We start from the raw sequence: 24,988 nt of genomic DNA on the forward strand, positions 1-24,988 counted from the left end.
TCTTAAATGTTAGTCCCGAAAAACAAAGGTTTCGTGTTCTACATGGCGATCTCGATCTCGTGCGCGCTCCCATGTTGTGTTCAGGATGATTCGCATCACATCTTGAGTCAGAGGTTTCACTCGGTGTAGGGTGGTATCTGCTTTTAATAGATAGACGTCACCTGTCATGTGAAAATATGAGTCAATGGTGTTTTCCACCAGGAGATTCTCGACCCGTGGGTTTTTTTTATCCCAATAGGTATGAGGTACGCATTCTAGCAATCCGCCAGATTCAATGCTGGGTGCCTCAATAATCCAAATAATCGTATAGGGGTAGTCCCCCCAGTGCCATCCATGGGTATCACCGGATTTGTGCTGGCTGTTTATGATGTAGTTGTCCCACTTCCAAGGCGTAGGGATGATCTCTTCTTTTACAATATGTCCAATCAGACTCATTAAGTATTTCGAGTTATAAGCTAGCGGAATGTATTTTCCGAACTCCTCGATGTTATCCCTGCTCACATTGCTCAAGTATCGGGGGGTGTTGCCCGTCGATTCAATTAAAAAATCGCGCCGTTTGGCATGGTTTTTTAGTAGGTATTTCACATCCGCTATGATTGCGTCTCGTATGCTTTGATCTATTAGGTGGTTTATTTTTAAATACCCATCACGAGCAAATCTGTGATGTTCCCAAAAAAAATCTCTACCTTTATATGGGTCGCTGTCGAGGATTTTTATATGTGTTTCGTTAATGTTTGTGAATTCGGGCTTTAGATTCATAAAAATTTCCTTGTGTCCATTTTTGAGTGGTGAACTTTTTGTCCTGATCAGGATCCTATCTTTCTTTTGAGGGTGGATAAACAGTGGTTGGGTACTACAGTCATTCCTGGAATGAAGGAATTGAACGAGAGGTACGGCTTACTATCGCGTTGGGCGGCGCTCTTTGAGTAAGGGGTAAGCGGGGGTTAGAGTTTCAATTGCCGCGGGTATGAATAGCGATTGATCTCAAACAAGAGATTTTGCTTTGGAAACATTCTCATTGAGCTGAGTGCATAGCAGCGCGGATGGCCGCCTTGTGAGTTCTGTAGCTCGCCATTACGATGTCTTCAATTGTCATGACACAGAGGTGTCTATGAAAACGACTAAAAATGCTGCGAAAGCAGCCATGATTGCGAAGTTCACCGCTGAGGCCGTGTCTGTGGCGGCAGTGGGTATTTCTGAAAATCAGCGCCGTTTTCTCAAGGTCGGCTTGAGCCGTGGCAAGGAGCTTGAACCTACGGGCGTGCTCGCAGGTGCTCGTTCCTGACACCGGTTTCTAACGATCATCTTTGACAAAAAGCACCTTCCCAAACTCTCTGCAAACGCCCCGGCTGCTTTGGGGCGTTTGCTTTTGTAGTGGCGGCTTTAATTGACGCTCCACCCCCAACCCTCTAACCTTCGCCGATTGTTTCAGGTGCTCTGTGGCCGACGGCCGACAGGGTGAAACAGGGAAGCCGGTGAGCCCTTCGACAGGTGCGATTCCGGCGCTGCCCCCGCAACGGTAAATGAGTCAAGACCGCGCCTTGAGCCACTGTGTCCAGCCGACATGGGAAGGCGCGCGGTCCCGCGCATACGCGCTCATGAGCCCGGAGACCGGCCTGATCCATCCCACAGCGTCACGGCGGGCGATGCTGGACGGCTCCGGCCGCGTTTTTCCCTGCCCCCCGTTTGCCTTATCCAGCCCCAACGGAGAGCTGCCATGAACGAATCCCCCGATCGCGACGAACGCCACCTGGCGCGCATGCTGCGCAAAAAGGCAGTGATCGACGAGCGTATCGCCAGTGCCCCGAACGAATGCGGCCTGCTGCTGGTACTGACCGGCAACGGCAAGGGCAAGAGCAGCTCGGCCTTCGGCATGCTCGCCCGGGCCATGGGCCATGGCATGCAGTGCGGTGTGGTGCAATTTATCAAGGGCCGCAACAGCACCGGCGAGGAGCTGTTCTTCCGGCGCTTCCCCGAGCAGGTGCGCTTCCATGTGATGGGCGAAGGCTTTACCTGGGAAACCCAGGACCGCCAGCGCGATATCGCCGCCGCCGAAGCCGCCTGGGCCGTTTCCCGGGAAATGCTCCGTGATCCGGGCATCGGCCTGGTGGTGCTCGATGAGCTGAATATCGCCCTCAAGCACGGTTACCTGGACCTCGACCAGGTGTTGACCGACCTGCAAGCCCGCCCGCCGATGCAGCACGTTCTGGTCACCGGACGCGGCGCCAAGCCGGAAATGATCGAGCTGGCCGACACCGTGACCGAAATGGGCCTGCTCAAGCATGCGTTCCAGGCCGGGATCAAGGCCCAGAAGGGCATCGAGCTATGAGGCAAACCCGTCATTGCCCGGCGGTGCTGATCGCCGCGCCGGCTTCCGGCCAGGGCAAGACCACGGTGACCGCGGCCCTGGCGCGCCTGCACCGCAACCAGGGACGCAAGGTCCGGGTGTTCAAGTGCGGCCCGGATTTTCTCGACCCGATGATTCACGAGCGCGCCAGCGGTGCGCCGGTCTATCAGCTGGATTTGTGGATGGTCGGCGCCGAGGAAAGTCGCCGCCTGCTCTGGGAGGCGGCGGGTGAGGCCGACCTGATCCTGATCGAAGGGGTCATGGGGCTGTTCGACGGTACGCCGTCCAGCGCCGACCTGGCTCGGCATTTCGGCGTGCCGGTGCTCGGGGTGATCGACGGCACGGCCATGGCCCAGACCTTCGGCGCCCTGGCCCTGGGGCTGGCGCGTTACCAGCCGGACCTGCCGTTCGCCGGGGTGCTGGCCAACCGCGTCGGCACCCAGCGTCATGCGCAATTGCTCGAAGGCAGCCTGACCGAAGGCCTGCGCTGGTACGGCGCGCTCTCCCGGGAGACCGGGATCGAGTTGCCGAGCCGCCATCTCGGCCTGGTACAGGCCAGTGAATTGAATGACCTGGACCGGCGCCTGGACGCCGCCGCCGAGGCTCTGGCCGGCAGTTGCGAGGTTGCGCTGCCGCCGCCGGTGGCCTTTGAGGCGCCTGAACCGGTCGCCGTCGAACCGCTGCTGGCCGGCGTGCGCATCGCCGTGGCCCGTGACGAGGCCTTTGCCTTCACCTATGGCGCCAGCCTGGATCTGTTGCGGGAGATGGGCGCCGAGTTGCGGTTTTTCTCACCGATTCACGATCGGCACTTGCCCGAGGCGGACAGCCTTTACCTGCCCGGTGGTTATCCGGAGCTGCATCACCTGGCCTTGGGGCAGAACGCGCCGATGCTGGCGGCGATCCGTGCCCATCATCAGGCCGGAAAACCCTTGCTCGCCGAGTGCGGCGGCATGCTCTATCTGCTCGATGCGTTGACCGATGTCGAAGGGCAGCGCGCCGATCTGCTGGGCCTGCTGCCGGGCGAGGCGGTGATGCAGAAGCGCCTGGCGGCCCTGGCCTTGCAGGCGGTGACCTTGCCGGAAGGACTGTTGCGCGGTCACACCTATCACCATTCGCTGACCACCACGGCGCTGGAACCGATTGCCCGGGGCCTGAGCCCCAATGGCGGGCGCGGCGCCGAGGTGGTGTATCGCCAGGGGCGGATGACCGCCTCTTACGTGCATTTTTATTTTCCGTCGAATCCGCGGGCGATCGCCGCGCTTCTGGCACCTGATATCCACCCTGCCAAGGCCGGCGCACTCTCGGAGAGCGCGGACTTGCCCGCGCAGAGGCCATGACCGACAACGCTTTTACCCCTGAAGAACGTGCGGCGGTCTACCGCGTCATTGGCGAGCGCCGCGATATGCGCCACTTTGCCGGTGGCAGCGTAGCCCCCGAATTGCTCTCGCGCCTGCTGGAAGCGGCGCACCAGGCGCCCAGCGTCGGTCTGATGCAACCCTGGCGCTTCATTCGCATTACCCAGCGCGAATTGCGCGTCAGGATCCAGCAGTTGGTGGAAGAAGAACGGGTACGCACCGCCGAGGCCCTGGGCGAGCGTTCCGACGAATTCATGAAATTGAAGGTCGAGGGGATCAACGACTGTGCCGAGGTGCTGGTCGCCGCGCTGATGGATGACCGCGAGCGACATATCTTCGGTCGGCGCACCTTGCCGGAAATGGACCTGGCGTCCTTGTCCTGCGCCATCCAGAATCTCTGGCTGGCGGCCCGTGCCGAAGGACTGGGCATGGGCTGGGTCTCGCTGTTCGAGCCGTTGGCACTGGCGCAACTGCTCGGTCTGCCGGCGGGGGCCAAGCCGCTGGCGGTGCTGTGCCTGGGACCGGTCGAGGCCTTCTATCCGGCACCGATGCTGGCATTGGAAGGTTGGGCGCGGCCGCGGCCCTTGAGTGAACTGTTATATGAAAATTATTGGGGAGTGAGTCAATGAGTGTGGCGTTGTTGAGTGTCGCTGGAGTAGCGCTGGATGCGCTGCTGGGCGAACCCAAACGCTGGCATCCGCTGGTGGCGTTCGGCCGTCTGGCGGACCGTATCGAACAACGTTTCAATTCCGCTGGCCGGGGCTGGCGCAGTCACGGGGTCACCGCCTGGGTGATGGCGGTGGTGCCGCTGACGCTCCTGGCCACGGCCTTGTCGTGGGCGCCCTATGTCGGCTGGATCGTCGAGATCCTCGCGCTCTATTGCGCCCTCGGCCTGCGCAGCCTCGGTGAACACGTGGCCCCGGTGGCCCAGGCGTTGCGCAGCGATGACCTGGACCGCGCGCGCCAGCGCGTGGGCTATCTGGTCAGTCGCCAGACCGCGGAGCTCGATCACACCGAAGTGGCCCGCGCGGCCACCGAGTCGGTCCTGGAAAACGGCAGCGATGCGGTGTTCGCCGCGCTGTTCTGGTTTGTCGTGGCCGGGGCCCCCGGCGTGGTGCTGTATCGCCTGAGCAACACCCTGGACGCCATGTGGGGCTATCGCAACGAGCGTTTCGAGCGCTTCGGCTGGGCGGCGGCGCGGATCGACGATGTCTTGAACTATATTCCTGCACGGCTGGTGGCCCTGACCTACGCCGTGCTCGGCAAGACCGGACTGGCACTGCAGTGCTGGCGCCGCCAGGGACCGACCTGGGACAGCCCGAACGCCGGGCCGGTGATGGCGGCCGGAGCCGGTGCGCTGGGGGTCGAGTTGGGCGGAGCGGCGATTTATCACGGTGAATTGCATCAGCGCCCGCAGTTGGGCGAAGGCGACCCGGCCAGTGCCGATTCCATCGACCGCGGCTGGCAGTTGGTGCAACGAGGGGTGTGGTTGTGGTTGCTGATTCTCTGTCTGGGAGCTGAGATCTATGCTTGAGCACGGCGGGCGCTTGCGCAAGGCGGTGGAGCACTACGGGATTGCCGAGGCCGACTGGCTGGACCTGTCCAGCGGTCTCGCGCCCTGGCCCTGGCCGATCCCACCTATCCCCGAGCGTGCCTGGGCGCGCCTGCCGGAAACCGATGACGGCCTGGAGCGGGCCGCCTGCGCCTATTACGGCGCACCCCAGGTATTGCCGGTGCCCGGCTCCCAGGCGGCGATCCAGTTGCTGCCGCGCCTGCGCCGTTCCGGCAAGGTCGGCGTGCTGTCGCCTTGTTACGCCGAACATGCCGAAGCCTGGCGGCGCAATGGCTACGTCGTGCGCGAAGTGCTGGAGCACGAAGTCGACTTTTTTCTCGACAGCCTCGATGTGCTGGTGGTGGTCAACCCGAACAATCCCACCGGCCTGAGCCTGGCCCCGGAGCAGTTGCTGGAATGGCACGCCCGGCTGGCCCAGCGCGGTGGCTGGCTGGTGGTGGACGAAGCCTTCATGGACAACACGCCGCAGCGCAGCCTGGCCGCCCACAGTCACAAGATCGGCCTGATTGTCCTGCGCTCGTTCGGCAAGTTCTTCGGCCTGGCCGGTGTGCGCCTGGGATTTGTCCTGGCCGAAGGCCAACTGCTCAAGTTGCTGGCCGAACAGGTCGGACCCTGGGCTGTCAGCGGGCCGACGCGGGTGCTGGGGCAGGTGTGCCTCGGCGATACCGCCGGCCATGAGCGCCAGCGTGTGCGCAGCGAGCAGGCCAGCCAGCGCCTGGTGGAGCTGCTGACGCGTTTCGGCCTGGCGCCCCAGGGCGGTTGCGCGCTGTTTCAGTGGTTGCTGACGGCGCGGGCCGAGCAGCTCCATGAGTTCATGGCCCGTCGCGGCATTCTGCTGCGCCTGTTCAGCCAGAACAGCAGCCTGCGTTTCGGTCTGCCGGCCAATGAAGCGGATTGGCTGCGTCTGGAGCAGGCATTGCGCGCCTTCGACGAGGGGCAGCCATGACCACCCTGATGGTGCAAGGCACCACCTCCGATGCCGGCAAGAGCACCCTAGTGACCGCCCTGTGTCGCTGGCTGACCCGCCAGGGTGTGCGGGTGGTGCCGTTCAAACCGCAGAACATGGCGCTCAACAGCGCGGTGACCGCCGACGGCGGCGAGATCGGCCGGGCCCAGGCGGTCCAGGCCCAGGCGGCGGGCCTGGCGCCCCACACCGACATGAACCCGGTACTGCTCAAGCCCAACAGCGATACCGGTGCCCAGGTGATCATCCATGGCCGCGCCGTGACCACCATGAACGCCGTGGCCTATCACGACTACAAGGCCATCGCCATGCAAGCGGTGCTGGCCTCGCACCAACGGCTGAGCGCCGCGTATCCGGTGGTGATGGTCGAAGGCGCGGGCTCGCCGGCGGAGATCAATCTGCGCGCCGGGGATATCGCCAACATGGGCTTCGCCGAGGCGGTGGATTGCCCGGTGCTGCTGATTGCCGATATCAATCGCGGCGGGGTATTCGCCCATCTGGTGGGCACCCTGGAACTGCTGTCACCCAGCGAGCAGGCGCGGGTCAAGGGGTTCATCATCAACCGCTTTCGCGGCGATATCGCCTTGTTGCAACCCGGGCTGGATTGGCTGGAGCAGCGCACCGGCAAGCCGGTGATCGGCGTGCTGCCCTATGTGTCGGACCTGCACCTGGAAGCCGAGGACGGCCTCGACCGGCGCCAGGCCGACAAGGCCGACCAGGTGCTGAACGTGGTGGTGCCGGTGCTGCCGCGCATCAGCAACCATACCGATTTCGATCCCTTGCGCCTGCATCCGCAGGTCGATCTGCAATTCATCGGTCCCGGCCAGGCCATTCCGGCGGCGGACCTGATCATCCTGCCCGGCTCCAAGAGCGTGCGCAGCGACCTCGCCTATCTGCGCCAGCAGGGCTGGGACACGGCGATCAACCGTCACCTGCGCTATGGCGGCAAGCTGCTGGGAATCTGCGGCGGCCTGCAGATGCTCGGTGAGCAGGTGCATGATCCCCTGGGCTTGGAAGGGGCGCCGGGCTCGAGTGCCGGGTTCGGGCTGCTGGCCCTGAGCACCGAGCTGGAGCAGGAAAAGCAACTGCGCAATGTGCGTGGCCGCCTGGCGTTGGAAGACGCCGAGGTCAGCGGTTATGAGATCCATGCCGGGGTGACGGTCGGGGCGGCGCTGGAGCAACCGGCGGTGCATCTGGACGATGGTCGTTGCGACGGTGCCCGCAGCGCCGACGGACAGGTGCTCGGGACTTACCTGCACGGTCTGTTCGAGTCACCCCGAGCGTGCGGTGCACTGCTACGCTGGGCCGGGTTGGCTCAGGTGCAGGAGGTGGATTATCACGCCCTGCGCGAGCGCGACATCGAACGCCTGGCCGACCTGGTGGAAAAACATCTGGATACCGACCGCCTGCGTCAGCTCTGCGGTCTTGAATAAGGACGTCTACGGACCATGCTGCAACTGATCCTTGGCGGTGCCCGTTCCGGCAAGAGTCGCCTGGCTGAACGCCTGGCGGCTGAAAGCGCGCTGCCGGTGACCTACATCGCCACCAGCCAGCCGCTGGACGGCGAATTGAATGAGCGGGTCGCCCTGCATCGCCAGCGTCGCCCGGCCCATTGGCAGCTGATCGAAGAACCGCTGGAACTGGCCCGGGTACTGCGCGAGAACGCGGCGGCCGACGCCTGTCTGTTGGTGGATTGCCTGACCCTGTGGTTGACCAACCTGCTGATGCTGGACGACGCCGAGCGCCTGAAGGTCGAGCGCGAAGCCCTGTTGCAAAGCCTGGCGCAATTGCCGGGAGAGATCATTTTTGTCAGCAACGAGACCGGTCTGGGTATCGTGCCGCTGGGCGAATTGACTCGTCGTTATGTCGATGAAGCCGGTTGGCTGCATCAAGCTCTGGCCGAGCGTTGTCAGCGTGTGGTGCTGACGGTCGCCGGCCTGCCTATGACTTTGAAAGGAACTGCGTTATGAGTGAATCGTGGTGGCTGAATCCGTGCAAGGCAATTGATCTTCAGGCGCAAGACGCGGCCTTCGAGCGTCAGCAGCAACTGACCAAGCCCACCGGCTCCCTGGGCCAGCTGGAGCAGGTCGCGGTGCAACTGGCGGGTTTGCAGGGGCGGCTCAAGCCGCGGGTCGACACGCTGTGGATCGCGATTTTTGCCGGTGACCATGGCGTGGTGGCCGAAGGGGTGTCGGCTTATCCGCAGGAAGTGACCGGGCAGATGCTCGCCAACTTCGTCGGCGGCGGTGCGGCGATCAGCGTGCTGGCGCGGCAGTTGGGCGCGCAGCTGGATGTCAATGACCTCGGCACCGTCACGCCGATGCTCAACCTGCCGGGTGTGCGTCATCTGCAGCTCGGTGCCGGTACCGCGAACTTCACCCAGGCCCCGGCCATGACCGAAGCCCAGGGCCGCTTGGCGCTGGAGGCCGGGCGTGACAGCGTGCGGCGTGCGCTGGCGGTGGGCAGCGAGTTGTTTGTCGGCGGCGAAATGGGCATCGGCAATACGGCCTCGGCCAGCGCCGTGGCCTGCGCGCTGTTGAAATGCCCGGCGGCGCTGTTGGCCGGCCCCGGCACCGGGCTGGACCCCGCCGGTGTCAGCCACAAGGCGCAGGTGATCGAGCGGGCGCTGGCGCTGCATGCCGAACACACCGACGACCCCTTGCAGGCGTTGTTCCGCCTGGGTGGTTTCGAGATCGCGGCGTTGGTCGGGGCCTACCTGGCTTGTGCCCAGGAGGGCGTGGCGGCGCTGGTCGACGGCTTTATCTGCAGCGTGGCGGCGATGGTGGCGGTGCGCTTGAATCCCGAGTGCCGGCAGTGGCTGATCTTCGCCCATCGTGGTGCCGAGCGCGGGCATCGGCATGTCCTGGAAAGCCTGCTGGCCGAGCCTTTGCTCGATCTGGGCCTGCGCCTGGGCGAGGGCAGCGGCGCGGCGCTGGCGGTGCCGTTGCTGCGCCTGGCCTGCGACCTGCACGGGCAGATGGCGACCTTTGCCGAGGCGGCCGTGGCGGATCGCCCGGCATGACCTTGCGCCTGGACCTGTTGCGTCACGGCGAAACCGAACTGGGCGGCGGCTTGCGCGGCAGCCTGGACGACGCCTTGACGCCCCGGGGCTGGGAGCAGATGCGGGCCGGTGTGGCGCAACAAGGGCCTTGGGACCGGGTGATCAGTTCGCCCTTGCAGCGTTGCGCGCGTTTTGCCGAAGAGCTGGGCGCGCGCCTGGGGGTGCCGGTCGAGATCGAGAGCGACCTGCGGGAACTGCATTTCGGTGCCTGGGAAGGGCAGAGCGCGGCGGCGTTGATGGAGACGGACGCCGATGATCTGGGGCGGTTCTGGTCCGATCCCTATGGTTTCACACCGCCTGACGGCGAGCCGGTGGAGCAGTTCGCCGCGCGGGTGCTGACAGCGGTGTCGCGCCTGCGGCAGCGTTATGCCGGTCAGCGCGTGCTGCTGGTCAGTCATGGTGGCGTGATGAAGGTCTTGCTGGCCCGGGCCCGTGGGTTGCCGCGTGAACAGTTGTTGCAGATCGAGGTGGCCCACGGTGCCTTGTTCGCTTTGCAGGCGACGGCCGACGGTGGGCTGAGGGAGACGCCGTGAACCGCCTGCCGTTCTGGATCGCCTTGCAGTTTCTCAGCAGCCTGCCGATTCGCTTGCCGGGGATGCCGGCTCCTCGGGAAATGGGGCGTTCGCTGCTCTGCTACCCGTTGGTGGGGCTGCTCTTCGGCGTCGTGCTTTATGCGCTCGATGGCCTGTTGGCGGGCGCGCCGCTGTTGCTTCACGCAGCCTTGTTGCTGACGGCCTGGGTGCTGCTCAGCGGCGGCCTGCATCTCGACGGCCTGGCCGACAGCGCGGATGCCTGGCTGGGTGGCTTCGGCGACCGTGAGCGGACCTTGCTGATCATGAAGGACCCGCGCAGCGGGCCGATTGCCGTGGTCACGCTGGTGCTGGTGCTGCTGTTGAAGTTCTGTGCCTTGTTGGCGTTGATCGAGCAGCGGCAGACGCTGGTGTTGTTGCTCGCACCGCTGATCGGCCGTAGCGCTTTGCTCGGCTTGTTCCTGACCACGCCTTATGTGCGCGCCGGAGGGTTGGGGCAGGCGTTGGCCGATCATCTGCCACGCCGGGCCGGCTGGTATGTGCTGCTGGCGAGTGCGCTGTTCTGCGGCCTGCTGGCCGGGTCCAAGGGCGCCTGGGCGGTGTTGTTGGCGGTGTTGGGCTTCTGCTGGTTGCGGCAGTTGATGATGCGGCGCCTGGGAGGCACTACAGGCGATACGGCGGGGGCGTTGCTGGAGTTGCTGGAAGTGGCGGTGTTGGTGGGCTTGGCGTTGGTTTGATGGTTCTACGCCAGCCCTGCGACCGCTATCGCCAGCAAGCCGGCTCCCACAGATCGTGTTTCACCGCAGAATATCGTAGTGCCCGGCACTTTGTGGGAGCCGGCTTGCTGCGGGCGGCGTTCCGACGATGGCGTCGGTCATCGCACCCTCGAATATCACTCAAAAACTTGTTTTCAAAGTGTTACGGGTATATACACACATCATGTTATCAACCGATTGCTTGTGCATCAGCCTGCGTCGCGCCGCTCGTGGCGTCAGCAGGCATTACGACGGCGCTCTCGACGGCTTCGGGATCAACGTCGCCCAGTATTCTCTGCTGTGCAATCTCCAGCGCCTGGACCAGCCGAGCATTTCCAGCCTGGCCGAAGCCATGGGCCTGGATCGCAGTACCCTGGGGCGCAACCTGCGGGTGTTGGAGTGCGACGGCCTGGTCACTCTGACCGAAGGCGCCGACCAGCGTAACCGCCTGGTCAGGCTCACCGATGCCGGGGCCGAGCGGCTGGTGGCCGCCGGGCCTGCATGGCAAGCCGCGCAGCAACGTCTGGCGGAGCGCCTGGGGGATGAAAAGCGCAGGGCGCTGCTGGCGTTGCTGGAAGAGTTGGCAAGCGGCGAGTAATCGCCGTTTTATTGATATAAAGCGGGTATATACCCGCAAATGGAGCATAACAATGACATCGATGTGGCGTGCAAGTGGCTGGATTCTGCTCGGGAGCGCGCTGATTCTGGCGCTGTCCCTGGGGGTGCGGCATGGTTTCGGGCTGTTCCTGCCACCCATGAGCGCGCAATTCGGCTGGGGCCGCGAGGTGTTCGCCTTTGCCATCGCCTTGCAGAACCTGATCTGGGGGCTGGCCCAGCCGTTCACCGGGGCCCTGGCCGATCGCTTCGGTGCAGCCAAGGTGGTGTTGATCGGTGGCCTGCTGTACGCCATCGGATTGGTGTGCATGGGCCTGTCCGACTCCGCGTTGACCCTGTCCCTGAGTGCCGGCCTGTTGATCGGTATCGGCCTGTCGGGGACCTCGTTCTCGGTGATCCTCGGTGTGGTCGGGCGCGCCTTGCCACCGGAGAAACGCAGCATGGGCATGGGTATCGCCAGCGCTGCCGGCTCCTTCGGCCAGTTCGCCATGCTGCCGGGTACCCTGGGGTTGATCGGCTGGCTCGGCTGGTCGACGGCGCTGCTGGTACTGGGTGTGCTGGTGGCGCTGATCGTGCCGCTGGTGAGCATGCTCAAGGATAAGCCGCTGCCCAAGCTGGCGGGCGAGCAGACCTTGTCCGAGGCGCTGCGCGAGGCCTGTTCCCATTCCGGCTTCTGGTTGCTGGCATTCGGCTTTTTTGTCTGCGGTTTCCAGGTGGTATTCATCGGCGTGCACTTGCCGGCCTACCTGGTGGACCAGCATCTGCCGGCCACCGTCGGGACCACGGTGCTGGCGCTGATCGGCCTGTTCAATATCTTCGGCACCTACACCGCCGGCTGGCTGGGCGGACGGATCTCCAAGCCACGGCTGCTGACCGCCCTGTACCTGGCGCGGGCGCTGGTGATCACGGTGTTTCTCTGGGTACCGGTCACGCAGTTCAGTGCCTACCTGTTCGGTATGGCAATGGGCTTTCTCTGGCTGTCGACGGTGCCCCTGACCAATGGCACCGTGGCCACCCTGTTCGGCGTGCGCAATCTCTCCATGCTCGGCGGGATCGTGTTCCTGTTCCATCAGTTGGGCTCCTTCCTCGGCGGCTGGCTCGGTGGGGTGGTGTATGACCGCACTGGCAGCTACGACTTGATCTGGCAGGTGTCTATCCTGCTCAGCCTGCTGGCGGCGGCCTTGAACTGGCCGGTGCGTGAGCGGCCCGTGGCGCGCTTGCAGGCGCAGGCGGGGCTGGCATGAGTGCATTCTGGTCGCGGCTCCTGGCCCTGGCGGTGATCGCCGTGCTGCTGGCGCTGGCCTGGTGGGGCTGGCATCAGGGCGGCCTGGCGCTGATGCAACTGGGCATGGGGGCTTGCTAGGAGCTCCGAAAGAGGATTTTCACGCGCAATAAAAAACCCGCATCGGACGATGCGGGTTTTTTCTATCCAGCTACGAGCGGTTCAGGCCCGTGGTGAATCAGAACTTGTACGTGGCGCCCAGGCCGTAGCCCCATGCGCTGTTTTCGTACCGGGCGGTGTAGGCGCCACCTCTTTGCGGGTTGTTCAGGTTGACGTTGACGTCTTCTTCCTTGAGGTAGGAAACAGCGAGGTCAATCGTCAGGTCGTCGGTTGGGCTGTAGCCAGCACCAAAGCTGATGGCCCGGCGGTCACCCGTAGGGATACGGACGGAGCGATCGGTGTTGTTGGTTGGCGCCTGGTCAACCGACAAGCCGCTGCGCAGGACCCATTCCTTGTTGACCCGGTAGGAAACACCGATAGCCGAAGCCCAGGTGTCGTGCCAGTTCTGTTGCTCGACAATGGTACCGATCGGACCGGCGGAGCCACCAAGCGCTGCTGGAACACCTTCGTTGTTGATGGTGATGTTTTTCAGGCGGCTCCAACGGGTCCAGGTGCTACCGGCATAGACGGTCCACTGATCATCCAGTTTCTGGGTGATCGAGAAGTCCACGTTCTCTGGCGTGGTGATATCCAGGGAGCCCTTGTAGCGGGTGCCGTTGAAAGGACCGAAACCGACACCGCTGACGTTGGTGTGGCCATCCAGGTTGTAACTGACCTTGGAATGGTAGGTCAGACCCAGGCGGGTGGTGTCGGTGGGTTGGACAATGACACCGATGTTATAGCCAATCGCGGTGTCGTCGCCCTTGACGTCTATCGAGCCGTCATTGCGCCCGAAAGTCGGTGCAAAAGGGGTTGCGGAACTCAGTTCGCCGCTCATACGGTTGAAGGTCGGACCGAAGCCGACGGAAACCACGTCGTTGAAGGCATAGCTGACAGTCGGTTGCAGGGTGACAACCTTGACTTCGCTCTTCTGGCCGTAATAACGACCGGAAAAGCTGCTTTCATAATCGGTTATCAGGCCGAAAGGCGCGTAGGCACCCAGACCCAATGCCCAGCCGTTACCCAGCTGTTTGACGAAGAAGGCATTGGGTACAGCGGTAAATGGGACCATATCGCCGTCGCTGGTGCCACCTGGAGGGCCGCCGCGGACAGTCTTGATGTCGGTCTTGGCATCAATCGCGGCAACGCCGGCAGTTACTTGGTCACGCTTGAGCAGGGACATACCGGCAGGGTTGCCGTAGACGGTGCTTGCATCTTCGGCAGAAGAAGATCGACCTGCGAAACCAGTCCCCATCCCGCTGATGCTCTGTTCGTTAAGGGCAAAGCCACTTGCGAAAAGCTGGGTGGATGCCAGGGCAACAGAAAGGCTGAGTGTGGTCTTGAGCATTACTTTTTTCATTATTAGAACTCCGTGGTGATCACCGAGGCGAAAACTACCAACATTTTCGCTTCGGCGCTATAGGCTGTATCGCAGGAGATAGAGCGGTTTTGTAGGACAATCCGACCAGGTTCGGTAGGTTTTTTCAGATACTGTTCCTTTGCTCTAGCAAGCGATCGGAGTGACTGATGGGTCACAGCTTTGCCAGGCTCGGGTGAAATCTCTCAGGCGTCCTTGTGGGTGGAAAATCTGTCGCCAGATCCGCGCCATACCGAGCAGATCGTCGATGGCGGGCAGGTGAGGGTGGTGTTCTTCCACCAGCAACCAGGCGATGGCGGTGGCGTAGCGCAGGTTCACGGCAAGTTCGAGGTTCGGGTTGCTGAAAAAAGCGTGCTGGCTGGCCAAGCCTCGAACCAGGCTGGCCAATTCCGGGTCCGTGGCCAGGTAACGGTCCCAGAGCGCGGCATGGCGACTTTCGTCGATGCAATACAGGCCGTGTCCACGGCGATCATGCAGGGCCGAGCCCAGGTCCGACTGGCTGGCGGCGATGCCCAGCAGCAGGGCTTCGGCGCTCGGGCTGTGGCGGCCCAGATACATCAGGGTCGGACGAATCACATAAAGGCGCAGTTCCCTGGCGGCGATACCCATGACACCCTCGATGCTCCTGCCGTGTGATCGGCGATTTTTTATTGGTCGGCGTGGCCTGGCCCCTGGCAGCGATGGAGGCGTTCAGGCCCGCCGGAAGCGGCCCGGGCCGCTTGAGTTGAAGTGTAGTGTCATATCTTCGCTGTAAAGGACTGTTTTTAAAATATTTAAGCCATGAGCATGCGGCTTATATATTTATTCGTACTTAGCTATACAGCCAAAATCGCGAAACTTCAGGCAATAAAAAGCCCGGCGATAAGTGCCGGGCTTTTGAGTTACTGCTTGTTTCGGGCTTCAGGCGACCAGGGCCTGGCGCGTGCGTTCGATCACTGCCTGCAGCGGTTCGGCGCTGGAATACTGGTCTGGATACAGGCGTTCGCTGTGACGGGCGATACCGTGTTCGTTGACCAGCGTGAAGCTGAAACTGCCTTTGCGAGCGGCCATGATCAGGCAGTTCATCGGTGCGAAGGCGTTGGTGAGGGTGCGAATGGCATCCTGGGTCTGGATTTGAGTCGACATAATTATTAGGTGTCCCTGCAAATGACACGGAATCTGATCCGTGTAACGTTAAAACGTTCCAGTAGCGTCGAACCACAATGGGGCGGACGAAGAACCTGACTGGAACAAAGCAGCCAGTTTGCAGCGCATGAAATAAGTGGCGCTTGGGCTGGCAGGTAGGTACTCAGGAGGGCAGGCAATCACGACAAGGGCAAAGGTTCTGGGCCCGGGGTGAAGATCCTGATCAATCTTGCAGGTTGGTTCGGTCAGAGTAACAACATTCGGCAGCGGCCTTTCAAAAGGCTGTGCGGGGAAAGATTTACCTGGAAACCATCGAGGGGTCGATCCCTTTTTCGAGCGACTGATCCATTCGGAGCGTGCTTGTGGGGATATATTCGACCGGAATTGACTTTCAGCTTGGTACTAACGGCGCGGATACTATCGCATTGAAACGGATAAGGGAAGGGTTCTGGCGAAAAAATATCCATCGGGGACGCTGTCTTCCGTCGAGGCTGGATCTCGTCGACAGGGTGCTGCGGACCCTCCGCTCGCCTAGGCGGACGGACCGGTGCCAGGGCGGGTGGAAAGGGCGGGTTGCCCCTGCCTGTGCAAAAACGGTGCGTCGATATAACCGTTATCGCACTACTTGTGCACAATTACGGCACGGCTTGTCACCTGACTGTCACCTGGGCAATCTGTCGCTCGAATGCCTGTATCGCCCATACAAGTCAATGAAAAATATCGTCTTTTTTTATTGGTGAAAAAATCGACAGTTTGACTGCGAGCCCCGTTCCATGCGGCTTTGCGAGGGTTGGAGAGGGGTTGTCCACTGAGTTATCCACAGCTTCTGTGGATTGTCCCAAGCGCTTGCTCTAGCCCGGGCATGCTGCGTTTTTTCGACTTTACCCGTGCGAAAAAGAGCGTAGAGTGGCGCGCCCTGCGATCTGGCGTGCAGTGCCACATGAAACTTCGGTCAGTTGCCTTGCTTGCATTCACATCCGACAGGATTTCTCCTCGCCCCGAGCTGTCCGTCGCCGATCACCTTCGTTACCCTTGATTCTTTACCACCTGTTGGCTGCTTGGGAGTTCTTATGGCGTTGGATCTGACCAGTCTCTTGCTGGGTTTGGCGGGCGCGGCGCTGCCGTTGCTGGCGCTGGCCTGGCAGTTGCAGCGCCGGGCAAGTGCCGCCCAGGCCGAGCTGGTGCTGCTGGACGAGCGTTTGAGCAGTGCCCGCCTGGGGCTGGACGGTGTCAACGCGCAGCTGGATGCCTGCCGCGACGAGGTCAGCGACCTGAGCCAGGCCAATACCGTCAAGCAGGCGGAGCTGGCCGCGTTGCGCCGGGAAGTCGAATTGCTGCAGATCGAGCGCGACAACGCCCGCGACGCCGCCCACGCCTGGAACCTGGAGCGTGCGCAGAAAGAGGTCGAACTACGCCGGCTGGATGCCCAGGCAGCGTCCTTGGGTGCCGAGCTGCGCGAACAGCAGGACAGCCATCAGCAGCGCCTGAACGACCTGCAAGGTTCGCGGGACGAACTGCGTGCGCAGTTTGCCGAACTGGCCGGGAAGATCTTCGACGAGCGCGAGGCGCGTTTTGCCGAAAACAGCCAGCAACGCCTCGGACAATTGCTCGACCCGTTAAAAGAACGCATCCAGTCCTTCGAAAAGCGCGTGGAAGAAAGTTATCAACAAGAAGCCCGTGAACGCTTCTCCCTGGGCAAGGAACTGGAGCGTCTGCAGCAGTTGAACCTGCGCCTGAGCGATGAGGCGACCAACCTGACCCGGGCGCTCAAGGGCCAGAAGACCCAGGGTAACTGGGGCGAGTTGATCCTCGAGCGGGTGCTTGAGCATGCCGGGTTGGAAAAGGGCCGCGAGTACCAGACCCAGGTCAGCCTGAAGGGGCCGGACGGCGAGCGTTTCCAGCCGGATGTGCTGATCCTGCTGCCCGGTGACAAGCAGGTGGTGGTGGACTCCAAGGTCAGCCTGACCGCCTATCAGCACTACGTGGGCGCCGCCGACGAGGTGATTGGCCAGGCGGCGCTCAAGCAGCATGTGCTGTCTCTGCGCAATCACGTCAAGGGGCTGTCCGACAAGGACTACAAACGCCTGGAGGGCTTGCACAGCCTGGACTTCGTCTTGCTGTTCGTGCCCATCGAAGCGGCGTTTTCGGCGGCCCTGCAGGCTGAGCCGAACCTGTTCCAGGAAGCCTTCGACCGCAATATCGTGATTGTCAGCCCCACCACCTTGCTCGCCACATTGCGGGTGATCGACAGCCTCTGGAAGCAGGAGCGGCAGAGCCAGAACGCCCGGGAAATCGCCGAGCGGGCCGGCTGGCTGTACGACAAGTTCGTGCTGTTCATCCAGGACCTGGACGAGGTGGGCAATCGCCTCCAGCAACTGGACAAGGCCTACGCTGCCGCGCGGAACAAGCTGACCGACGGGCGTGGCAACCTGATCAGCCGCAGCGAACAACTCAAGCTGCTGGGCGCACGGGCGAGCAAGAGCCTGCCGGCGGAGCTGCTGGAGCGGGCGATGACCGACGAGGACGGCGTGGTGCAACTGCCGGACTGATCTTAAGGCGAACATTGGTCCCTGTAGGAGTGAGCTTGCTCGCGATGGTAGTCAGGACACCGCGGGGTATCAGGTGCCCAGCGTCATCGTTGACATCCATCGCGAGCAATCGAGCGTCGACCGGCTGCTCCTACAGTGAACCGGTCTTTCAGAGGGGCAGATGCCGGCTCAACAAGGCCCGCAATGCCGCCGGCTTCACCGGCTTGGCCAGGTACTCCAATCCTGCCCCATGCACCTGCGCGACGGTCTCCGGGCGCAGGTCGGCGCTGATGACCACCCCGGGCAGCGGCTCCGCCAGGCGCGTGCGCATCCAGGTCATCAGGCCGGTACCGGTCTCGCCGTCATCCAGGTGATAGTCCACCAGCGCCAGTTGCGGACGCAGGCCGCCATCGAGCAACGTGGCGCATTCCTCGCGATTGCGCGCGGTCGATACCCGGCAGCCCCAGCGGGTCAGCAGGCTGTGCATGCCGATCAGGATGCTGTCCTCGTTATCCACGCATAACACCTGCGCACCGCTCAGTGCCTGGCCGTTGACCGGCGCGCGCTCGCCGGCCGCGCTGGCCTGCTGGCGGGCCAGCGGCACGCTGACGCTGAAGACACTGCCGCGCCCGGGCCAGGAGCGCACTTGCAGGCGATGCCCCAGCACCCGGCACAGCCCGTCGGCAATCGCCAGGCCCAGGCCCAGGCCCTTTTCGGCGCGGGTCTGGTGGCTGTCCAGGCGTTTGAATTCTTCGAAAATCACCTGGCGCTTGTCCTCGGGAATGCCCGGCCCGCGGTCCCAGACCTCTAGCGACAGCTGCCCGCCCTGGCGCCGTACCCCGAGCAGGACCGGACCCTTGGCGTAGCGGAAGGCATTGGTCAGGAAGTTCTGCAGGATCCGGCGCAACAGCTTGATGTCGCTGTGCACCGGCAGGCGACTGCCGCGAACCCGGAAGCTCATGCCCTGTTCCTGGGCCAGGGCCTTGAACTCCGCCCCCAGGGTGTCGAACAGCTCGTTGAGGACAAAGGGCTGCGGATTGGGTGTGATCTTGCCGTTTTCCAGGCGCGAAATGTCCAGCAGGTCGCTGATCAGGTCTTCGGCCGAGCGCAGCGAGCTGTCCAGGTGCTGGACCAGTTGCCGGGCGTCCCGGGACAGGCTGTCGTCCTGGTGGGAGAGGGCGGCGGAGAACAGTCGGGCGGCATTCAGCGGCTGCATCAGGTCATGGCTGACCGCCGCCAGGAAACGGGTCTTGGACTGGTTGGCGGCTTCCGCCGTGCCCTTGGCCTCGGTCAGGGCGACGTTCAGTTGCGACAATTCGTGGGTCCGTTCGGCGACGCGCTGCTCCAGCCCCTCGTTGGCCTCGGTGAGGGCCTGTTCGGCCTCGCGGAACGCGGTGATGTCGGTGAAGCTCATGACGAAACCGCCACCGGGCATCGGGTTGCCGATCAGTTCGATCACCCGTCCGTTGGGGAACAGGCGCTCTGAGGTATGCGCGCGGCCCTGGCGCATCCAGTGCAGGCGCCGCGCGACATGCACTTCGGCCTCGCCGGGGCCGAGCAGGCCACGTTCGGCGTTGTAGCGAATGATATCGGCAATCGGCCGGCCGACGCTGATCAGGCCGTCCGGGAAATTGAACAGTTCCAGGTAGCGACGGTTCCAGGCCACCAGCTTCAACGACTGGTCGACCACGCTGATGCCCTGGGTGATGTTTTCGATGGCGCCCTGCAGCAGGGCCCGGTTGAACTGCAGCACTTCGGAGGCTTCATCGGCGATACGCACGACGTCTTCGAGCTGCATTTCCCGCCCTTCGATGGCGGCCCTCACCACTGCCCGGGTCGAGGAAGCCCCGAGTACCCCGGCCAGCAGGCGTTCGGTGTGGGCGATCCAGTCGCTGTCGGCGTTCTGGTTCGGGTTGAAAGCCTTGCCCTGGCGATAGGCGAAGCGGATAAAGCTCTGCTGCGCGCGCTCCTCGCCGACAAAGCGTGCGGCGAGGGTCAGCAGGTCTTCGATCTGCACCGCCAGCAGCGAGCGGCCGCCGGGGCGGGCGTGGAGTTCCTGGCCGATGAAGCGTCCGGCCTGCCAGTGCTCGGAGACCCGCGTGCGCGACAGCACCGAGACCCAGGCGAACAAGGTGAAGTTACCCGCCAGGGACAGCACCACGCCTTGGGTCAGGGGGCTGATCGGCAGGTTCAGCGGGTTGGCGTGCAGCCACGCGAGGCCAGGGAAACTGTCTAGCGACCAGCCCAGGCTATGGGCGGCGATCGGCAGGACCAGGGTGTAGAACCAGAGGAAGGTGCCCCCGGCGATCCCGGCAAACACACCGCGGCGGTTGGCCTGTTTCCAGTACAGCGCGCCGAGCATGGCCGGCGCCAGTTGGGTCACGGCGGCGAAGGCGATCTGGCCGATGGTCGCCAGGCTCGCGTTCGAGCCCAGCAGGCGGTAGCTGACGTAGGCCAGCAGGAGGATGGCGACGATGCTGACCCGGCGCACCGAGAGCATCCAGTGGCGGAAGACTTCGAACGGCCGCTCGGAGTTCTGCCGACGCAGCAACCAGGGCAGCAGCATGTCGTTGGAGACCATGGTCGACAGCGCGACGCTGGCGACGATCACCATGCCGGTGGCCGCCGAGGCCCCGCCGATAAAGGCCAGCAAGGCCAGCGCCGGATGGGCCTGGGCCAGGGGTAGGCTGATGACGTAGGAATCGCGCAATACGTCCGTGGGCAACATCATGCGCCCGGCCAGGGCGATGGGCACCACGAACAGGGCCGCCAGGATCAGGTAGGCCGGGAACACCCACTTGGCCAGGCGCAGGTCCTGCGGCTCGATGTTCTCCACCACGGTGACATGGAACTGCCGGGGCAGGCAGATGATCGCCATCATCGCCACGCCGGTCTGCACCACCATGGACGGCCAGTTGACCGTTTCCTCCCAGTATTGCGCCAGCAGCGCCGAGGTGCGGGCCTGGTCGAACAGGTCGTCGAAACCGTCATACAGGCCGTAGGTGATAAAGGCCCCGACGGCGAGAAAGGCCAACAGCTTGACCAGCGATTCGAAGGCGATCGCCAGCACCATGCCCCGGTGGTGTTCGGTGGCGTCGAGGTTGCGGGTGCCGAAGACGATGGTGAACAGCGCCAGGATCAGCGACACCACCAGCGCCGTGTCCTGGGCCCGCACGCCCATGGCATCGGCACCGGCGCCGATCAGCAGGTTGACGCCGAGGACGATGGCCTTGAGTTGCAGGGCGATATACGGCAGCACACCGACCAGGCAGATCAGCGCCACCACCACCGCCAGGGTCTGCGACTTGCCATAGCGGGCGGCGATGAAGTCGGCGATGGAGGTGATGTTTTCCTGTTTGCTGATCAGCACCATCTTTTGCAGGACCCAGGGCGCGCACACCAGCAACAGCACGGGTCCCAGGTAGATCGGCAGGAATGCCCAGAGCTGGTCGGCGGCCTGGCCGACCGCGCCGAAGAAGGTCCAGCTGGTGCAATAGACGGCCAGCGACAGGCTGTACACCCAGGCCCGCATGCGCGGCGGCAAGGGCGCGCTGCGGCGGTCGCCATAAAAGGCGATGGCGAACATGATGGCCATATAGGCCAGGGCGACGGCGGCGATCAGCCCGCTGGACAGTGACATGGAAACTCCGGGCAAAAGACATTCCCAGGGCAGTCCGGCCCTGGCACTACAGTCTCGCACGATGGCCGGGCGGCGTCAGTGTCGACCAAGGTCGCAGCGCGGCCGAGTGCCGCAGGCGATTGTTCAGCCTTGCAGGGCGATGTCTATCTGCCGGTGCAAGGCTTCGACACTCAACGCCTTGTCCGAGAACAGCACGCGGAACACCGTCGGCGCGACGATCAGGTCGAGCAGGTGCTCGACGCCGGGCTGCGTTTCATCCGGGTAACGATCGAGAATGCTCTGCAGCTGCCCGCCGAGGATGGTCGTGCAATAGCCGGTGGTGGCGCGGCATTGCACATCCCGCATCATCTGCCGACCCGGTTCCGAGCTGATTTCATCCAGGTACTGCTCGGCCCAGGCCTGCAGGTCGCCGCGCAGGCTGCCGGTATTGGCCGGTTCGGCCTCCGGACGCATGCGGGCAAACGCCACATCCGCCAACAACGCCGCCAGGTCGCCCCAGCGCCGATAGATGGTCGAGGGCGTGACGCCGGCCCGCGCCGCGATCTGCGGGACGGTCAGGCTCGCGCGGTCCTGCTCTTCGAGAAGCGCACGGACGGCCTGATGAATCGATTCCTGCACCCGGGCGCTGCGGCCGCCCGGGCGTACACTTTCTTTGATCGCCATGCCAAAACCTTAACACAAAGAATTTGCTTTAAGCGAAAAGCCGTAGCACACTCCGCAAAAGCAAAATTTTAGCTTTTATGGAGCGTGCCCATGTCCAGTAGCGTCGAAACGCCTGTTTCCAACCGTGCCAGCCTGGTGTTCCTGTCGATCACCTTGTTGACCTTTCTGGCCGCCTCCAGCGCGCCGACGCCCTTGTACCACCTGTACCAGGAAACCCTGCAGTTTTCCGCGGCCACCCTGACGCTGATCTTCGGGGTGTATGCCCTGAGTCTGCTGGCAGCGCTGCTGACGGTCGGTTCGCTGTCCGACCACCTGGGCCGCAGGCCGGTGATCTTTGCCGCGCTGCTGTTGGATATCGGCGCGATGCTGCTGTTCATCCTGGCCGACAGCGCCGCGTTGCTGATCGCCGCGCGGGCGCTGCAAGGCTTTGCCACCGGCATGGCCACCAGCGTACTGGGTGCGACCCTGCTGGACAACGACAACCGCAAGGGACCGTTGATCAACAGTCTTGCCCCCCTGCTGGGGATGGCCTGCGGTGGTCTCGGTTCCGGGCTGCTGGTGGAGTTCGCGCCTCACCCGATGCAGTTGGTGTACTGGATTCTGTTCGGCCTGCTGGTGGCACAGGCGCTGTTTGTCTGGCGCCTGCCGGAAACGGTCAGTGCACAGCCGGGCGCCCTGGCGTCGTTGCGCCCGACCCTGCATGTGCCGCCGCAAGCGCGTCGGGCCCTGTGGCTGTCGTTGCCGGTGGACGTCGCGGTCTGGGCCGTGGGCGGTTTCTACCTGTCGCTCGCGCCTTCGCTGGTACGGGCCGCCACCGGCTCGACCTCCAACCTGATCGGCGGCGTCCTGGTGGCGGTGCTGACCCTCAGTGGGGCGCTGGCCATCTTCACCCTGCGCAATCGTCCTGGGGAAAAAGTCCTGCGCCTGGGGGCCGCTTTGCTGGCGACCGGTGTCAGCCTGATCCTGCTGGCCGTGCACAGCGCCAGTCTGCCGCTGTTTCTCTTCGCGACCCTGGTGGCGGGCAGCGGTTTCGGTTCGGGCTTCCTCGGCGCCTTGCGCAGCGTGCTGCCGCTGGCCTTGCCCCATGAGCGGGCAGGGCTGATGGCGGCCTTTTATGTGTTGAGCTACCTGGCATTCTGCCTGCCGGCGTTGCTGGCGGGTAACCTGAGCCACCATTTTGGTCTGATCGCGACGACGGATGGCTATGCCGCGATGTTGATCGGGCTGTCCCTGGGGGCCTTGCTGATGTTGTCGTGGCGCCGTCCGGCGCGGGACCTGGTGGTCTGAGCCGGTGGTCCGGCTGATCGGTTATTGCAAGATCGAAGGCGGGGCGCTGGTCAGACTGAGGCCTTTTAGCGGAATGACCACGGCGCGCCATGACGACTCCCCCACGCCCCGGCACCCGGACGCCATTGCCGGCGTCCGCTCGGTTGGCCTTGCAGCTCCAGTCCGCCGACCTGACGCAAATGCTCAGCCTGTTGCAGGAGGTGGCCTGGCAACCGTTGTCCGCCCAGGCACACTTGTTCCTGCAGCCCGAGAGCCTGTTCGGCTTGCATCGATTGCTCTCCCATGTGCTGCCCTCGCGGCGGATGCGGCCCCAGGGGGCGGTGCCCATGGCGTTTGCCCTGCGGACCCTCAGGCAGGCGATGTTGCAAGAGTCCGATCCGCGGCGTCGGGTCGAACTGGCCCATGACTGCGTCGATGCGCTGCTGCTCAGGACCCAGGGGGTGTGGATCGGCAAGCGCATTGCCCAGTTGCATGGCCTGGAGGCCATGGATGTCGCGACCCAGGGGTTTATCGAACTGATCCAGGCCTGTGCGGCGATTCTCCGCGATCATGCATTCGTCATGGCGCGCCTGGGCATCGGTGCCGGTTGGTTCGGTGGCGAAACCGGGGTCGCCGCGAAGTTGGGCAAGGCCGCCACCTATGGCTCCGGCGGGCACATCAACCGGGCGCGTTTTGCGATTTTGCGCAGTGCGCTGGTGCGCGGCGATGAAATCAAGCGACCGGTGCCGGGTGCGGAGCCCGTGCTGGATGCTGGCTGGTTCCTGCAGGGACAGTATCCGACATTAGCTGACGGCATCAGGCTTGGCGTCCGACAAACTGCGCCCGATAAGCCGACGGCGAAATCCGTAGCGAGGCGTTGAAATGCTGGCGCAACGACAGGGCGCTGCCGAAGCCCGCCTCCAGGGCAATGGCTTCAATACTCTGGTCGCTGCTTTCCAGCAGGCGCTGGGCATGACTCAGGCGTTGCCCCAGCAGCCACTGGCCAACGGTGGTCCCGGTCAGTTGCCGAAAGTGCCGGGTGAATGAGCGACGACTCATCGCTGTCCGGTCCGCCAGCTCATCCAGGGAATGGTTCCGGGTGAAGTTTCGCCCGAGCCATTGCAACAGTTGCCCCATGCGATCCTGCTCGGCGGCCATGGGCAGCGGTCGCTCGATGAATTGCGCCTGTCCACCCGAGCGATGAGGCGCGACCACCAGTCGCCGGGCCACCTTGTGCGTGACCTCGGCACCGCACAGTTGCTGCATCAGGTACAGGCAGCAATCCAGGCCGGCGGCGGTGCCGGCCGAGGTCAGCAAGTGATCGGATTCGGCATACAGCACGTCGGCATCCAGCAGCACCCGCGGGTAGCGGCGGGCGAAGGCCGCGGCCCAGTGCCAGTGGGTGGTGGCCTTGCGTCCGTCCAGCAGCCCGGTTTCGGCGAGGACAAAGGCCCCCAGGCACAGGCCGACGATGCGCGTGCCTCGGCGGTGTGCCTGGCGCAGCGCTTCCAGCAATGGTTCGGGTGGCTGCTCTTCGGTGTCGCGCCAGGACGGCATGATGATCACGTCGGCCTGGTCCAGGGCCTCAAGACCATGGCGAACCTGGATATCGAAACCTGCGGAGGTACTCAGTGGACTTGGCTCGAATCCACAGACCTTGAGGGAGAAGCGCGGCATCTCGATGCCTTTGCGCTGCTCATCGAATACCAGTGTCGGCACGGACAAATGAAAAGGGCTGATGCCGTTGAAGGCGATCACGGCGATATGGATCGTGCTCATCTGCTGTGGACTCGGGGCAGCGGTTTGG

24 protein-coding genes and 1 riboswitch are annotated in these 24,988 nt (G+C 63.5%); of the genes, 17 read left to right on the forward strand and 7 right to left on the reverse strand.

Annotated elements, in window-relative coordinates; all coding sequences use genetic code 11:
* Nucleotides 1–9: 9 nt before the first annotated feature.
* Nucleotides 10–759 carry a HalD/BesD family halogenase gene (locus NUH87_RS24505; protein WP_338523025.1) on the reverse strand — a complete coding sequence of 250 codons (750 nt, stop codon included), beginning with the start codon at nucleotides 757–759 and terminating at the stop codon, nucleotides 10–12.
* Between the two features lie 352 nt (nucleotides 760–1,111).
* Between NUH87_RS24505 and NUH87_RS24510 the strand changes: the two genes are divergently transcribed.
* From NUH87_RS24510 to NUH87_RS24575, 14 genes are all read left to right on the forward strand, one after another.
* Nucleotides 1,112–1,285 carry a hypothetical protein gene (locus NUH87_RS24510; protein WP_338523026.1) on the forward strand — a complete coding sequence of 58 codons (174 nt, stop codon included), beginning with the start codon at nucleotides 1,112–1,114 and terminating at the stop codon, nucleotides 1,283–1,285.
* Nucleotides 1,286–1,413: 128 nt separating this feature from the next.
* Nucleotides 1,414–1,634: riboswitch (cobalamin riboswitch) on the forward strand.
* An 83-nt stretch (nucleotides 1,635–1,717) separates the two neighbouring features.
* Complete coding sequence (gene cobO / locus NUH87_RS24515) at nucleotides 1,718–2,329, forward strand: cob(I)yrinic acid a,c-diamide adenosyltransferase (RefSeq protein WP_338523027.1); 612 nt, start codon at nucleotides 1,718–1,720, stop codon at nucleotides 2,327–2,329.
* Entirely contained in the window at nucleotides 2,326–3,684 is a 1,359-nt protein-coding gene (locus NUH87_RS24520; protein WP_338523028.1) for a cobyrinate a,c-diamide synthase, read from the forward strand. Before cobO ends, NUH87_RS24520 begins: the two co-directional genes overlap by 4 nt.
* Entirely contained in the window at nucleotides 3,681–4,331 is a 651-nt protein-coding gene (gene bluB, locus NUH87_RS24525) for a 5,6-dimethylbenzimidazole synthase (RefSeq protein WP_338523029.1), read from the forward strand. Before NUH87_RS24520 ends, bluB begins: the two co-directional genes overlap by 4 nt.
* A complete protein-coding gene (gene cbiB / locus NUH87_RS24530) occupies nucleotides 4,328–5,236 on the forward strand; it encodes an adenosylcobinamide-phosphate synthase CbiB (RefSeq protein ID WP_040070150.1) in 909 nt (302 codons plus the stop codon). The genes bluB and cbiB overlap by 4 nt, the downstream gene beginning before the upstream one ends.
* Nucleotides 5,229–6,221 (forward strand): threonine-phosphate decarboxylase CobD, encoded by a 993-nt coding sequence (cobD, locus tag NUH87_RS24535; protein WP_338523030.1) that lies wholly within the window; start codon nucleotides 5,229–5,231, stop codon nucleotides 6,219–6,221. The genes cbiB and cobD overlap by 8 nt, the downstream gene beginning before the upstream one ends.
* Nucleotides 6,218–7,672 (forward strand): cobyric acid synthase, encoded by a 1,455-nt coding sequence (locus NUH87_RS24540; protein ID WP_040070152.1) that lies wholly within the window; start codon nucleotides 6,218–6,220, stop codon nucleotides 7,670–7,672. Before cobD ends, NUH87_RS24540 begins: the two co-directional genes overlap by 4 nt.
* A 15-nt stretch (nucleotides 7,673–7,687) precedes the next feature.
* Nucleotides 7,688–8,209, forward strand: coding sequence for a bifunctional adenosylcobinamide kinase/adenosylcobinamide-phosphate guanylyltransferase (gene cobU, locus NUH87_RS24545; RefSeq protein ID WP_338523031.1), 522 nt, complete (start codon nucleotides 7,688–7,690; stop codon nucleotides 8,207–8,209).
* Nucleotides 8,206–9,261, forward strand: coding sequence for a nicotinate-nucleotide--dimethylbenzimidazole phosphoribosyltransferase (gene cobT / locus NUH87_RS24550; protein WP_338523032.1), 1,056 nt, complete (start codon nucleotides 8,206–8,208; stop codon nucleotides 9,259–9,261). Before cobU ends, cobT begins: the two co-directional genes overlap by 4 nt.
* Entirely contained in the window at nucleotides 9,258–9,833 is a 576-nt protein-coding gene (gene cobC, locus NUH87_RS24555) for an alpha-ribazole phosphatase family protein (RefSeq protein ID WP_338523033.1), read from the forward strand. The genes cobT and cobC overlap by 4 nt, the downstream gene beginning before the upstream one ends.
* Complete coding sequence (locus NUH87_RS24560) at nucleotides 9,830–10,567, forward strand: adenosylcobinamide-GDP ribazoletransferase (RefSeq protein ID WP_338523034.1); 738 nt, start codon at nucleotides 9,830–9,832, stop codon at nucleotides 10,565–10,567. Before cobC ends, NUH87_RS24560 begins: the two co-directional genes overlap by 4 nt.
* Nucleotides 10,568–10,769: 202 nt before the next feature.
* On the forward strand, nucleotides 10,770–11,183 hold the full coding sequence (locus NUH87_RS24565) for a MarR family winged helix-turn-helix transcriptional regulator (RefSeq protein ID WP_040070157.1): 414 nt from the start codon (nucleotides 10,770–10,772) through the stop codon (nucleotides 11,181–11,183).
* Nucleotides 11,184–11,244: 61 nt separating this feature from the next.
* Nucleotides 11,245–12,444, forward strand: coding sequence for an MFS transporter (locus NUH87_RS24570; protein ID WP_167337451.1), 1,200 nt, complete (start codon nucleotides 11,245–11,247; stop codon nucleotides 12,442–12,444).
* A complete protein-coding gene (locus NUH87_RS24575; protein ID WP_338523035.1) occupies nucleotides 12,441–12,563 on the forward strand; it encodes a hypothetical protein in 123 nt (40 codons plus the stop codon). The genes NUH87_RS24570 and NUH87_RS24575 overlap by 4 nt, the downstream gene beginning before the upstream one ends.
* Nucleotides 12,564–12,660: 97 nt before the next feature.
* Here the strand turns inward: NUH87_RS24575 and NUH87_RS24580 are convergent, their stop codons facing one another.
* The 3 genes from NUH87_RS24580 to NUH87_RS24590 form a co-directional block, all read right to left on the reverse strand.
* Complete coding sequence (locus NUH87_RS24580; protein ID WP_338523036.1) at nucleotides 12,661–13,941, reverse strand: OmpP1/FadL family transporter; 1,281 nt, start codon at nucleotides 13,939–13,941, stop codon at nucleotides 12,661–12,663.
* 144 nt (nucleotides 13,942–14,085) lie between these two features.
* Nucleotides 14,086–14,568, reverse strand: a complete 483-nt coding sequence (locus NUH87_RS24585; RefSeq protein WP_040070160.1) for a hypothetical protein — start codon at nucleotides 14,566–14,568, stop codon at nucleotides 14,086–14,088.
* 291 nt (nucleotides 14,569–14,859) lie between these two features.
* Nucleotides 14,860–15,084 (reverse strand): hypothetical protein, encoded by a 225-nt coding sequence (locus tag NUH87_RS24590; protein ID WP_040070161.1) that lies wholly within the window; start codon nucleotides 15,082–15,084, stop codon nucleotides 14,860–14,862.
* Between the two features lie 1,184 nt (nucleotides 15,085–16,268).
* Here NUH87_RS24590 and rmuC point away from each other — a divergent pair.
* The gene (gene rmuC / locus NUH87_RS24595; protein WP_338526928.1) at nucleotides 16,269–17,633 is read left to right on the forward strand and encodes a DNA recombination protein RmuC; all 1,365 of its coding nucleotides are present in this window, start codon (nucleotides 16,269–16,271) and stop codon (nucleotides 17,631–17,633) included.
* A 148-nt stretch (nucleotides 17,634–17,781) separates the two neighbouring features.
* On the opposite strand, the gene NUH87_RS24600 is transcribed toward rmuC, so the two are convergent.
* Both NUH87_RS24600 and NUH87_RS24605 read right to left on the reverse strand, forming a co-directional pair.
* Complete coding sequence (locus NUH87_RS24600) at nucleotides 17,782–21,252, reverse strand: NahK/ErcS family hybrid sensor histidine kinase/response regulator (protein WP_338523037.1); 3,471 nt, start codon at nucleotides 21,250–21,252, stop codon at nucleotides 17,782–17,784.
* 123 nt (nucleotides 21,253–21,375) lie between these two features.
* Nucleotides 21,376–21,915, reverse strand: a complete 540-nt coding sequence (locus NUH87_RS24605; protein WP_338523038.1) for a TetR/AcrR family transcriptional regulator — start codon at nucleotides 21,913–21,915, stop codon at nucleotides 21,376–21,378.
* Nucleotides 21,916–22,005: 90 nt separating this feature from the next.
* On the opposite strand from NUH87_RS24605, the gene NUH87_RS24610 reads away from it, so the two are divergent.
* Both NUH87_RS24610 and NUH87_RS24615 read left to right on the forward strand, forming a co-directional pair.
* The gene (locus NUH87_RS24610) at nucleotides 22,006–23,202 is read left to right on the forward strand and encodes an MFS transporter (protein ID WP_338523039.1); all 1,197 of its coding nucleotides are present in this window, start codon (nucleotides 22,006–22,008) and stop codon (nucleotides 23,200–23,202) included.
* Between the two features lie 89 nt (nucleotides 23,203–23,291).
* Nucleotides 23,292–24,062 (forward strand): hypothetical protein, encoded by a 771-nt coding sequence (locus tag NUH87_RS24615; RefSeq protein WP_338523040.1) that lies wholly within the window; start codon nucleotides 23,292–23,294, stop codon nucleotides 24,060–24,062.
* Here NUH87_RS24615 and NUH87_RS24620 read toward each other — a convergent pair.
* Entirely contained in the window at nucleotides 23,998–24,960 is a 963-nt protein-coding gene (locus tag NUH87_RS24620) for a GlxA family transcriptional regulator (protein ID WP_338523041.1), read from the reverse strand. The genes NUH87_RS24615 and NUH87_RS24620 overlap by 65 nt on opposite strands.
* Between the last annotated feature and the right edge of the window lie 28 nt (nucleotides 24,961–24,988).

Source organism: Pseudomonas batumici, assembly GCF_036585405.1.
GTDB lineage: Bacteria > Pseudomonadota > Gammaproteobacteria > Pseudomonadales > Pseudomonadaceae > Aquipseudomonas > Aquipseudomonas batumici.